The organism is Phytobacter sp. (genome assembly GCF_059074235.1).
Window position 1 is genome coordinate 39849 of the sequence record NZ_JCACPZ010000003.1, and the last position, 12067, is coordinate 51915.

Genomic DNA, 12067 nt, shown 5'->3' on the forward strand with positions numbered 1-12067 from the left:
GTGAGGTGTTGCGTACCGGGGGGAGATCGACGTTACAACCAGTTGCGACGTTTGAAGTAGAGATACGGTGCCAGGCCGGCAAGTATCATCAGAATAATGGCCCCAGGGTAACCAAAGGTCAGGTGCAGTTCAGGCATAAACTCAAAGTTCATCCCGTAGCTGGATGCCACAAGCGTAGGCGGCAGGAACACCACGGAAACCACCGAGAAGATCTTGATGATCCGGTTCTGCTCAATATTGATAAAGCCCATCGCCGCCTGCATCAGGAAGTTCACTTTCTGGAACAGGGACTCGTTATGTGGCAGTAGGGATTCGATATCTCGCAGAATTTCACGCGCCTGCTCCAGTTGCCCACCTGGCAAACGCGCTTTGCGCACGAGGAAGTTCAGCGCGCGCTGGGTATCCATCAGACACAGGCGAACTTTCCAGCCGATATCTTCCTGTTCCGCCAGAGTGGAGAGAGCTTCGTCGTACTCATCGCCCTGATGGCCTTCCATGATCACGCGACTCAGCTTTTCCAGATCGCTGTAGATGTTCTCGATTTCATCCGCCAGCTGTTCGATTTTGGTTTCGAAGAGATCGAGCAGCAGCTCGTACGCATTGCCATCAACCATCGACTGGCTACGGGCACGCATACGGTAGAGACGAAACGCGGGCAATTCACGCTCACGCAGGGTAAACAGACGGCCTTCACGAATAGTAAATGCCACGGTGGAGTTACCGGCGTGGTCCTCGGCATCTTCAAAAAAGAAGAAGGAGTGAATGTGCAACCCGTCTTCGTCTTCAAAAAAACGTGCGGATGCTTCGATATCTTCCAGTTCAGGGCGTGTTGCCAGATTCTGGCCAAGTTCCGTTTGCACACGTTGTCGTTCGTCATCGTCCGGCTCGACCAGATCAACCCATACAGAGCTGGCAAGGTGCTTGATTTCATCAGCCTCGAGGCGGGTTAAACGATTATTTTCGAGTTGAAATGCGCTCAGCATGACCGGGACTCCCAATACAAAAATGTCTGGACAGTTCGGTTGGGCACACAAGAAACATTAGGCGTTTCAGACCATTAAACAGCCTGACTCAGCGCGACGGGAATAAAACAGATCGCTGACAACCACTAAGGCCATCAGCAAGAGGAGATAGCCTTAGGAGTTGTTCCTGGATGACAGGGAATTGAGCCAGTATGTACTGGGTGTGTCCAAGGCGAATGTCCTCTTAGCGTGATCGTGCGCGCATGTTACGCCAGCAAAAATAAGGCGTCAACTCGCAACGGAACGCTAAGGGGTAATATTTCCCCCTCAGCGTATAAGGCTAGCAGATTATTGCAAAAAGATTATATTTTTCTGAAAGTTACACTGTTTCCAGGCGAGCATAAGCAGCAACCAGCCATTTGATACCCTGCCCCTGAAACGCCACCTGCAAACGGCTGTGCTCACCGCTGCCTTCCAGGTTCACAATGGTACCTTCGCCGAACTTCGCATGGCGTACACGCTGACCCAGTTTATAGCCCGTGTCGTTTTCCGCCATCGGGGTGCCTAACTGCTTATGGCTGACCGGACGGCTCACCGTGGCGCGCAAACGCACTTCTTCCACGCAGGCTTCCGGCAGTTCACCGACAAAGCGTGACGGACGGTGATAGACCTCTTTGCCGTACAGACGACGGGTTTCGGCATAGGTTAACGTCAGCTTCTGCATCGCACGGGTCACGCCGACGTAAGCCAGGCGGCGCTCCTCTTCCAGACGCCCGCCTTCATCCAGCGACATCTGGCTCGGGAACATGCCCTCTTCCATGCCGACGATAAACACCTGCGGGAACTCCAGCCCTTTCGCCGAGTGCAGCGTCATCAGCTGCACCGCATCCTGCCAGGTATCCGCCTGCCCTTCACCCGCTTCCAGCGCGGCATGGGAGAGGAACGCCTGCAGCGGCATCAAATCTTCATCTTCTTCGTTGTAGCTGAACTGGCGCGTTGCCGTCACCAGTTCCTCTAAGTTCTCAATACGCGTCTGGCCTTTCTCGCCTTTCTCCTGCTCGTACATCATACGCAGGCCGGAGTCTTTCACTACCCGGTCGGTTTGTACGTGCAGCGGCATTTCGGCGGTTTCCTGCGCCAGGGCGTCAATCAGTTCCATAAAACGCTGTAATGCGCTGGCTGCGCGCCCTGCCAGTGCTTTCTCCTGCAACAGCTCGCGCGTCGCCTGCCACAAGGTCAACTGACGGTCACGGGAGGCCTGGCGCACCACGTCCAGTGTTCTGTCGCCGATACCACGTGTCGGCGTATTCACCACACGCTCAAACGCCGCATCATCATTGCGGTTCGCGATCAGACGCAGATAAGAGAGCGCATCTTTGATTTCCTGACGCTCGAAGAAGCGCATACCGCCATAAATACGGTACGGCATGCTGGCCTGCAGTAACGCCTCTTCCAGCACACGCGACTGGGCGTTGCTGCGATAGAGAATGGCGCATTTTTCCAGCGCCCCGCCGTTGTCCTGCCAGGTTTTAATCCGGTTAACCACAAACCGGGCTTCATCGAGTTCGTTGAAGGCGCAATAGAGCGAAATCGGCTCGCCTTCAATCCCGTCAGTCCACAGCTTTTTGCCCAAGCGGCCATTGTTGTTTTCGATCAGGGCGTTGGCGGCACTCAGGATATTGCTGGTTGAACGGTAGTTCTGCTCCAGACGGATGGTTTCTGCGCCCGGGAAATCTTTGAGGAAGCGCTGGATGTTCTCCACCTGCGCACCGCGCCAGCCGTAAATGGACTGATCGTCATCGCCAACAATCATCACTTTGCCGGTATCACCTGCCAGCAGGCGGATCCACGCGTACTGAATGTTGTTGGTATCCTGGAATTCGTCCACCAGAATGTTGGTGAAACGTTCGCGGTAGTGCTGGAGGATATGCGGTTTGTTCAGCCACAGCTCATGAGCGCGGAGCAGCAGTTCGGCAAAGTCCACCAGACCTGCACGATCGCAGGCTTCCTGATAGGCCTGATACACTTTCTGCCAGGTCTGTTCAACCGGGTTGCCGTAGCTTTGAATATGATGCGGACGGATACCCTCATCTTTCTGGCCGTTGATGTACCACATAGCCTGACGCGGTGGCCACTGCTTCTCATCAAGGTTCATCGCTTTAATCAAACGCTTGAGCAAACGCAGCTGATCTTCGCTGTCGAGGATCTGAAAATCCTGCGGCAGATTCGCATCCATGTGATGGGCGCGCAGCAGGCGGTGTGCCAGTCCGTGGAAGGTACCAACCCACATGCCCCCCTGGCTGGTTCCCATCAACTGGGCAATACGGTGGCGCATTTCTGCCGCCGCTTTGTTGGTAAAGGTCACCGCCATGATGGAATACGGTGAGCAGTTTTCCACGCTCTGCAGCCAGGCAATGCGGTGAACCAGCACGCGTGTCTTACCACTGCCTGCCCCGGCCAGCACCAGCATATTGGTACGCGTCGCTGCTACGGCGTTGCGTTGTTCATCATTGAGGCTGTCGAGCAGGTAAGAAACGTCCATTGGCACCGCCGGAAGTCATTTGCCCGGTGGCACGAAGCTTACCGGGCATACTGTGAATTTATACATTACTGCTGGTGATTATATCAGCGTGGTGAGGGATGCCAACCGCGAAATTTCCAGATGGGGCAGCAAACGGCTATCAACAGCCGTTAACAGGTCGGCACCTTCAGGTTTGATCCAGCAGGCCTGCATGCCGCAACGAATCGCGCCCGCAACATCGGTAGTCAGGTCGTCACCGACATGCAGGATTTCACCCAGAGGGATATCCAGACGCTCAGCGGCAAGATGGTACATATCGTTAAAGGGTTTCGCGCGCCCATCCGGGCCAGCACGCAACACAAACTTGAAGTAGTCATTGAGACCGAAAAGTTCTGGCTGCGCATTACCGTTGGTGATCGCCACCAGCGGCCATTTTTCAGCGAGTTTTGCCAGGGTGTCGTGCGTTTCCTGAGGAACGTCAATCCGGCTACGCCATTTGGCGAAATGGTGCATCGCGGCTTCGGCACCGGCCGCTGCATCATCTGACGTTAAACCGACGTCGAGCATCGCACGCTCAACCGCACGTCGCCGCCACTCAGTGACGTCATGGTAAATTTCCGGCTCTGCCTCACGTAGAGACTGGCGAATACGGTGCAAATCGATGCTTTCAAGCGTGTTCAGTGAAGGGTGATATTGCTGCACAAAGCACAGAGACTCATGTTCCGTGCGCTGAATCACCTGGCGGTTGTCGTACAGCGTATCGTCCAGATCAAAAGTCAGAGCCGAGATCAGGCCAGTAGGTCGGTAAAATCGCATTATTTCCCCCGTTTGGCGCGTGGATGCGCTGCGTCATACACTGAGGCAAGGTGTTGAAAATCAAGATGAGTATAGATTTGCGTGGTGGAGAGATTAGCATGCCCCAACAGCTCCTGCACACCACGCAGGTCGCCGCTGGACTCCAGCATATGGGTGGCAAAAGAGTGGCGCAGCTTATGGGGATGCACATGGCTATTCAGCCCCTGTTTGATGCCCCACTCTGCAAAGCGTTTTTGTACGTTGCGCGCCGAGATGCGTTTCCCCAGCTTCGACAGGAACAGGGCGTCATCATCGGTACCGAACAGGCCGCGTAGATCCAGCCAGTGTTCAATCCAGATAACCGCATTGCGCCCGATGGGCAGACGGCGTTCTTTGCTGCCTTTACCCATCACCCAGACTTCGCCGCTTTCCAGATCCATATGTTTAATGTCGAGCCCCACCAGTTCCGACAGACGCAAGCCCGCGCCATACATCACTTCCAGCATCGCCCGATCGCGCACCGCCAGCGGATCGTTAAGATCGATATCCAGCAGACGGTTCACATCATCAACATCAATATTCTTAGGCAGATGACGCGGCGTTTTAGGGGCAGAAACGCCCTTCGCCGGGTTCGCAGACAGTTCGCCCTGACCCACCAGCCAGTCGAAGAAACTGCGCAGGGCAGAGAGGCGCAGCGCGAGGCTGGCGGCCCCCAGGCCTTTACGGCGACTGCGCACTGCAATGGCACGCACCATGGCAGCGTCACATTGTTGCCAGCGCTGCAAACCGATTTCGCCGGTAAGCGCAATGATGGCATCAAGCTGACGCTGATAATTAAGTAAGGTGATGGGACTGAGCTGGCGCTCGACGCCTAAATAGCGGAGAAAACGGGCAACGGCTTCATGTAACAGCGAGTCGGTCATACGCGCTCGATCCAACGCTCCAGCAGATCCGGCAACATCATGGCGATCTCTTCAAGTAGTTGCGTACCCTGTCCTGACTGGTAATGGTGCGGATCGCGGCTGCTGAAGACAACCACGCCCAGATCGGCATCACGCCCCATCATGGATACGGCAGAAGAACCAATCGCTTTGGCGTCCGGTAACAGCAACAACAGTTCCGGTCCGTTCAGCGAACCCAAATAATGCTGCTGCTGGCCGAGACGCTGAATGCGGAACGGCTCAAAAGCCTGGCGGGAGAGCGCCAGATGGGTAAAACCGGACGGCGCACCGAGACGCCAGCGATCGGGGAAAAGACGGATGGTCGCTCCCGCCAGCCCCAGCTCTTTGGCCCAGCGATGGAAGCGGTTGAGCATTTCTTCAAGGCTCGTTGCCGATGCCAGCTTGCTTTGCAGGCGGAGCAAGCGATAGAACAGGCCTTCGTTCGCGCTGGCCTGCTCCATCAATAATGTCATGTTCTCTTCCAGCACATTGATGTGGTTGCGCGACCGCGCCATATGCCATTCGACAAGAGAAACCGTGCCACGCACCGGGTGCGGAACCTGAATCTGTTCTACCGCGCGTGCATTACGAATAAAGAATTCAGGATTACGCAGCAGGTACTCCACCACCGCTCTGTCGTCCAGTTCGGCAAGGGTCTCCTGCTGTTCTTCCTCAACGTGCTTCATAGGTGAATAAATCCGTCGTAGACATGTGCCGCCGGGCCAGTCATAAACAACGGTTGGCCCGGTCCTTTCCAGGCGATATCCAGTCGACCGCCCGGCAGTTCCACTCGTACTTCTTCTGCTAATAAACCTTGTTGGATACCGACTGCAACCGCTGCACAGGCCCCGCTTCCGCAGGCCTGGGTTTCACCCGCACCGCGTTCAAACACGCGCAGACGAATATGATCGCGTTTCACAACCTGCATAAAACCAATGTTGGCACGTTCAGGAAAACGTTCGTGGCTCTCCATGACCGGCCCTAAGGTTTCTACCGGAGCAGTATCCACATCGTCGACCTGAATCACGCAGTGCGGGTTCCCCATGGAGACAACGCCGCACATTATGGTTTGCTCCGCCGCACGCATAATATAGGTCTTTTCCGCTTTGTTTGCGCGGAACGGCACCTGCGAGGGTTCGAAGTTAGGTTCACCCATATTCACCCGCACCAGCTCGTCTTCCGTCACGCTTAATACCATGCGTCCGTTGGCCGTGCTGACACGAATATCACGTTTATTGGTTAATCCTTTCAGTCGAACAAAGCGAGCAAAACAGCGCGCGCCGTTGCCGCACTGCGACACTTCACTGCCATCCGCGTTAAAAATGCGATAGTGAAAATCAAGTTCAGGATCGTAAGGGGGTTCAACCACCAGCAGTTGGTCAAACCCCACACCCAGGTGCCTGTCCGCCATGCGGCGAATAAGCTCCGGGGAGAAAAAGACATTCTGCGTCACCGCGTCGACGACCATAAAATCGTTGCCAAGGCCATGCATCTTCGAGAACTGCATCATCTACTCCAATTACCTACGCGGGTACAGAATGAGGATCGTTATTAGTTAACCTGGGTCGGCGCACCATTGTCACCACGATCGTTACGATCCGGCGAACCCGACTGGAGTACAGGTGATGCATTTTTCGTGGGCGGCGGCGCGTTTTTATCTGCCGGCGGGAAATATAACGGTCCTTTCAGACCACAGCCTGTCAGGCTGAATAAGGCCAGTAATACGGCCAGCGTGCGACACACTTCTTTCATTGTAGGTAGCCTGTTAGTTCATCCTTTCTTTCATCTATCATCGCAGGAGAAGACACAAAAGCAAGAGTTTGCACGCACCCTGCATCGGGAAATGTTTCGCGTTATACTGCCGCCATCACCTAAAACGGGAAACGACAATGAACGACAGTGAATTTCATCGCCTGGCAGACACCCTGTGGGAGACCATTGAAGAGCGTCTGGACGACTGGGACGGCGACAGCGATATCGACTGCGAAATCAACGGTGGCGTGCTGACCATAACTTTCGAAAACGGCAGCAAAATCATTATTAATCGTCAGGAACCGCTGCATCAGGTGTGGCTGGCGACCAAACAGGGTGGCTACCACTTCGATCTCAAAGGGGATGATTGGGTGTGCGATCGCTCAGGTGAAACCTTCTGGGATTTGCTGGAACAGGCGGCAACACATCAGGCAGGTGAAGAGGTTAGCTTCCGGGGTTAATCGTAAAAACCTTCTCATACGAGAAGGTTTTTTAATTTTTGCCCCCTCTCTCGTGGGAGAGGGCTGGGGTAAAGGCATCAGGCTAGACCCCGAAAAGCGTTAAGAGAAATACTGCTGCAACAGCGGGGCGTCGTTATCCTGATTTGCAGGTACGACGGGCGTAATGGCCTGATTGCGGAACGGGATCACCTGCACACGATTGTCCACGTTCACAATCTGGTAGAACTGCGGCAGGTTAAAGTTGATGAAGCTGGAGCCGTAGGTAAAGCGGTCATGAGACGATGAATAGAAACGGCTCACGTCTCGCACCAGTTCCTCTTTGCTGCCTTCACAGTGGTGATAGACTTCCGCGCGATTGCTCTCATCCAGAATATAGATGTTAAAGCCGTCATCGCCCGTCTCTTCAAAGAAGAACTGAATAATCCCTTCGCTGGCAAAACCATCCACCACCTGCGGCAGTTTGACGTGATTGGTTTCGACCTGAACCGAGAGACCGTGCAGCTTGTTATGGGAAATAGCACCGTAGAACTCAATGGCATTTTCCAGTTTCTGCACTGACACATTCAAACGTTCAAAGAACAGTCCCCAGGTCTGTCCGGCCACACGTAACGCTTTAAAACGCCCGGTTTCCTGACGAGTACTGGAAAGACGCAGCTCAATGCATTCAGAAACCAGTTGTTGCACGCGAGTACGGATCAAGCCGCGCAGGTGCTGGCTATAGCAGAACACTTCCACGCTATCCGGCGGCGCAGCATCCTGGTGCATTTTACCGAGAATAGTTTTGAGCGCTTCAATCATCGCCTGCTCGCCATTGAAGTGCAGCGTACGCACCTCATTCCACGAGTTGCGATACAGCAGGTCAACACTGCCCACCAGGCAATTTTGCTGCTCGCCAAAGCTGAACACATCCAGCTTACGGAAATCGAAATGCACCACCTGATTGCGGAAGGCCGCCGTCGGGTCATATTCCAGATTCACGATGATCGCCAGATGGCGAATTTCACACGGGCTGTAAAGCGCTTTCGGCGTTGGCGCAGGCAGGCGCAGCGGGAAGTGATGCGACACATTCGCCACCATCTCCTGCAGTTTTGCCAGGTCGACAATACCGTTACCCTTCACATACAGATGGGTACGCGACGTTAACAGGCCGTTGAACCACGCCCAGGCCACCAGCTTATTCAGGTAACGGTTATATTCCAGCGGCTGATGGCTGACGATGGAATCCATGTTCGGCGCACGGTTATATAAATACCAGCCGGTGCGATTCGCACGGCCCGGCGGAACATGAATAAAGGTTAAATTAGGCTCGGAGAGATCCGGCGAAATCTGCGGGTTAACCAGCGTCACTTTACCCGGCAACGCTTCAAAAGCGGCATATAACTTGCGGGTCAGCACACCGATGTCTTGCGGACTGGCGGAGACGCTCAGGTTGTTGCGGCGTGCAAAGCGAATCAGGTTACGGTAGCTCTGCATCATCGCATCAAGCAATTCGTTGTGCGCTTCACGCACCTGATCAATTTTCCAGTTTGCCCGGTTATCCAGCATGGTGAGACGCTCGTCGTCCCAACCCCACTCTTTCACTAACTGACTGACCACTTCACGCCGCCACCCCACACAGGCACGCTCACGGCTCAGTTTCTCACACACTTTTAAGTAGAAACATCGACGCACAAGGTCGAGCCGCGTGAAGTCTTCAATAGCGGTCAGATACTGGGTTACGCGCTCCAGCATCATGCAATAGTGATCCAGGCCAAACGAGACGATTTCGCCATCGTGCAGACGCTGTTTAATATCTTTCGCCAGCAGGCGGGTATTCGGATACTCCCAGGAATAAGCTTCCAGCAGCAGCGTTTTCAACACGGCTTTATAGGGGGAGTCGATACTTTTATAGAGCTGCCACAGGCTGGCACCGAAGTACTCTTCGGCAGAGAGTGAGCTCAGGCCACCCAAATCCAGCCATTCGTTTGGCGTCAGTACGCCCTGCGAGTAAAGCGACATGACGTAATCGTCATAGTGCTCTTCTTCATCGCCCGGCACCATATTCCAAAGAATACGCTTACCGGCCAGACGCACAGCGGTACGATAGAATTCGTCGAGCAGCAAAATGTGCTGCGTTGAGCCACAGTCTTCGCCACCCAGACTACCGCTTTCATTGTGACGGAAACGGTTCTCATCAATTAAGAAGAAGCTGACTTCCACACCCAACGACGCCGCCCAGCTCTCAAGCAAGCTGCACTTGCGTTGCAGTAACTGGCGCTCTTCGTTATCAAGCCAGGACTGGTGGCATACCCAAATATCCAGATCGGAAGAACAACTTTGGCCTACCGAAGAGGTACTCCCCATGGAATAAACGCCCGTAATCGGCAGTTCGCCTTTAGGCGACACCTGCGGAGGCATTCCACGGTAGAGTTCGAGTTCATTAAGGTAGTGCAGTTGGGTTTCATCAGGCGTGTAAAGGCAGATGCCTTTTGGAACGTTACCGTCGAGGTAACCCGGCATCAGCGGATGATGATGGTGCAACAATGTCGGCAGCAGACTGTAGACCTGCTGGAAAGCAGGGCCCATGGCAGCAAGCGCGCGATCCACACGCAGTTGATTGATGGCATCCAGTCGCTGTTTCAGAGTCTCAATATAGAGGTACAAGACATATCGCCTGATGGTTACAGAAAAGCCAATTTAGCCGTCACCCTTTTTCGCACGGGTCTTTAAGAGATCACCGACGAAAAAATGGTCTAAAACGTGATCAATTTAACACCTTGCTCATTGACCGTAAAGAAAGATGCGCTACTTACCAGTGTAGCATCATTCACTACGTGTAAATTCCCACTTACGACTTAGGCGAGTCTTGTCGTGATGGTTCAGGCCACCACTGCCTGTACATTAACCGCAAACCTGACACCCCATGACAACAATGTTAGGATGGTCAGCAGACGATAATGACGGTAACAAGCATGTTAGACAATGTTTTAAGAATTGCCACACGGCAAAGCCCCCTTGCGCTCTGGCAGGCACATTATGTTAAGGAACGCCTGGAAGCACACCACGCGGGTCTAACGGTTGAACTGGTCCCCATGGTCACCCGTGGCGATGTCATTCTGGACACGCCACTGGCTAAAGTGGGCGGTAAGGGCTTGTTTGTTAAAGAGCTTGAACTGGCATTGCTTGAAAACCGTGCCGATATTGCCGTGCATTCCATGAAAGATGTGCCGGTAGACTTTCCTGAAGGTCTGGGTCTGGTCACCATTTGCGAGCGCGAAGATCCACGTGATGCCTTTGTGTCTAACCACTTTAGCGATATAGACGCACTGCCTGCTGGCAGCGTGGTTGGCACATCAAGTTTACGCCGCCAGTGTCAACTGGCCGCTCGTCGCCCGGATCTGGTGATTCGTTCCCTGCGCGGCAATGTGGGCACACGCCTGAGTAAGCTCGATAACGGTGATTATGATGCGATCATTCTTGCCGTTGCAGGGCTCAAACGCCTTGGTCTGGAGTCACGCATTCAGCAGGCATTACCCGCAGAACTTTCTCTTCCCGCTGTCGGTCAGGGTGCAGTCGGCATCGAATGTCGTTTGGGTGATGAACAGACCCGGGCACTACTCGCCCCGCTGAATCATGATGAAACCTCGCTGCGTGTTGCAGCAGAGCGCGCCATGAATACACGGCTCGAAGGTGGCTGCCAGGTGCCAATTGGCAGCTATGCTGAATTGATCGATGGTGAACTTTGGTTGCGCGCCTTAGTGGGTGCGCCAGATGGCTCGGAAATCATTCGTGGCGAGCGACGCGGTAAGCCGGCAGAGGCTGTTCAGATGGGCATTTCTCTTGCTGAAGAACTGCTTGCAAACGGCGCACGCGAAATTCTGGCCGACGTGTACAACGGAGATGCGCCCGCATGAGTATTCTTGTCACCCGCCCCTCCCCCGCCGGGGACATTTTAGTGAGCCGCTTGCGCACACTGGGGCTGGTGGCATGGAGCTTTCCGCTGATCGAGTTTTCGCCGGGCCGTGAGCTGAATTCACTTGCTGATCGGCTGGACTCACTCACTCCACACGATCTGGTTTTCGCCCTTTCACAGCATGCCGTCACGTTTGCCCATGCTCATTTACAACAGGCACATAAAATATGGCCTGTTCAGCCGAATTATTTCGCTATTGGCCGTTCGACGGCGCTGGCATTGCATAAAGTCAGCGGCATTGATGTTCGCTATCCACTGGATCGGGAAATCAGCGAAGTCTTACTACAATTGCCTGAATTACAAAACATTCAGGGCAAACGTGCGCTAATCTTACGAGGCAACGGTGGCCGTGAATTGTTGGCTAAAACGCTTGCAGAACGTGGCGCCATTGTAGAATTTTGCGAATGCTATCAACGTAGTATGAAACATTACGACGGCGCAGAAGAAGCAATGCGCTGGCATACGCGTGGGGTACATACACTTGTCGTCACCAGCGGTGAGATGCTCCAGCAACTCTTTTCGCTCACGCCTCTCTGGTATCGTGAAAACTGGTTACTTCGCTGTCGGTTAATTGTCGTCAGCGAGCGTTTGGTGAACCTCGCCCGGGAGCTGGGCTGGCAGGATATTCAGGTTGCTGATAACGCAGAAAACGATGCGCTGATTCGCGCATTACAATAACACTC

The 12067-nt window shown here is 54.1% G+C and carries 12 protein-coding genes; 3 read left to right on the forward strand and 9 right to left on the reverse strand.

What is annotated here, in order from left to right:
• Positions 1-32: 32 nt before the first annotated feature.
• From corA to lptM, 8 genes are all read right to left on the reverse strand, one after another.
• On the reverse strand, positions 33-983 hold the full coding sequence (corA, locus tag AC5JPW_RS03500) for a magnesium/cobalt transporter CorA (protein WP_494238288.1): 951 nt from the start codon (positions 981-983) through the stop codon (positions 33-35).
• 153 nt (positions 984-1136) lie between these two features.
• Positions 1137-1193, reverse strand: coding sequence for a YsgD/CorL family protein (gene ysgD / locus AC5JPW_RS03505; protein ID WP_353889132.1), 57 nt, complete (start codon positions 1191-1193; stop codon positions 1137-1139).
• A gap of 148 nt (positions 1194-1341) precedes the next feature.
• Positions 1342-3504: a DNA helicase II gene (uvrD, locus tag AC5JPW_RS03510; RefSeq protein ID WP_494238289.1), complete on the reverse strand. Its 2163-nt coding sequence runs from the start codon at positions 3502-3504 to the stop codon at positions 1342-1344.
• 78 nt (positions 3505-3582) lie between these two features.
• Positions 3583-4299: a 5-amino-6-(5-phospho-D-ribitylamino)uracil phosphatase YigB gene (gene yigB, locus AC5JPW_RS03515; protein WP_494238290.1), complete on the reverse strand. Its 717-nt coding sequence runs from the start codon at positions 4297-4299 to the stop codon at positions 3583-3585.
• Positions 4299-5201: a tyrosine recombinase XerC gene (gene xerC / locus AC5JPW_RS03520; RefSeq protein WP_494238291.1), complete on the reverse strand. Its 903-nt coding sequence runs from the start codon at positions 5199-5201 to the stop codon at positions 4299-4301. Before xerC ends, yigB begins: the two co-directional genes overlap by 1 nt.
• The gene (locus AC5JPW_RS03525; RefSeq protein ID WP_494238292.1) at positions 5198-5905 is read right to left on the reverse strand and encodes a DUF484 domain-containing protein; all 708 of its coding nucleotides are present in this window, start codon (positions 5903-5905) and stop codon (positions 5198-5200) included. Before AC5JPW_RS03525 ends, xerC begins: the two co-directional genes overlap by 4 nt.
• The gene (gene dapF, locus AC5JPW_RS03530) at positions 5902-6726 is read right to left on the reverse strand and encodes a diaminopimelate epimerase (RefSeq protein WP_494238330.1); all 825 of its coding nucleotides are present in this window, start codon (positions 6724-6726) and stop codon (positions 5902-5904) included. Before dapF ends, AC5JPW_RS03525 begins: the two co-directional genes overlap by 4 nt.
• 44 nt (positions 6727-6770) lie before the next feature.
• Positions 6771-6971: an LPS translocon maturation chaperone LptM gene (gene lptM, locus AC5JPW_RS03535; RefSeq protein WP_494238293.1), complete on the reverse strand. Its 201-nt coding sequence runs from the start codon at positions 6969-6971 to the stop codon at positions 6771-6773.
• Positions 6972-7108: 137 nt separating this feature from the next.
• On the opposite strand from lptM, the gene cyaY reads away from it, so the two are divergent.
• Positions 7109-7432 carry an iron donor protein CyaY gene (cyaY, locus tag AC5JPW_RS03540; protein ID WP_494238294.1) on the forward strand — a complete coding sequence of 108 codons (324 nt, stop codon included), beginning with the start codon at positions 7109-7111 and terminating at the stop codon, positions 7430-7432.
• A 99-nt stretch (positions 7433-7531) separates the two neighbouring features.
• Here the strand turns inward: cyaY and cyaA are convergent, their stop codons facing one another.
• On the reverse strand, positions 7532-10075 hold the full coding sequence (gene cyaA, locus AC5JPW_RS03545) for a class I adenylate cyclase (RefSeq protein ID WP_494238295.1): 2544 nt from the start codon (positions 10073-10075) through the stop codon (positions 7532-7534).
• Between the two features lie 308 nt (positions 10076-10383).
• On the opposite strand from cyaA, the gene hemC reads away from it, so the two are divergent.
• Both hemC and hemD read left to right on the forward strand, forming a co-directional pair.
• Entirely contained in the window at positions 10384-11325 is a 942-nt protein-coding gene (gene hemC / locus AC5JPW_RS03550; protein ID WP_494238296.1) for a hydroxymethylbilane synthase, read from the forward strand.
• The gene (gene hemD, locus AC5JPW_RS03555; RefSeq protein ID WP_494238297.1) at positions 11322-12062 is read left to right on the forward strand and encodes a uroporphyrinogen-III synthase; all 741 of its coding nucleotides are present in this window, start codon (positions 11322-11324) and stop codon (positions 12060-12062) included. Before hemC ends, hemD begins: the two co-directional genes overlap by 4 nt.
• The last annotated feature ends 5 nt before the right edge of the window (positions 12063-12067 follow it).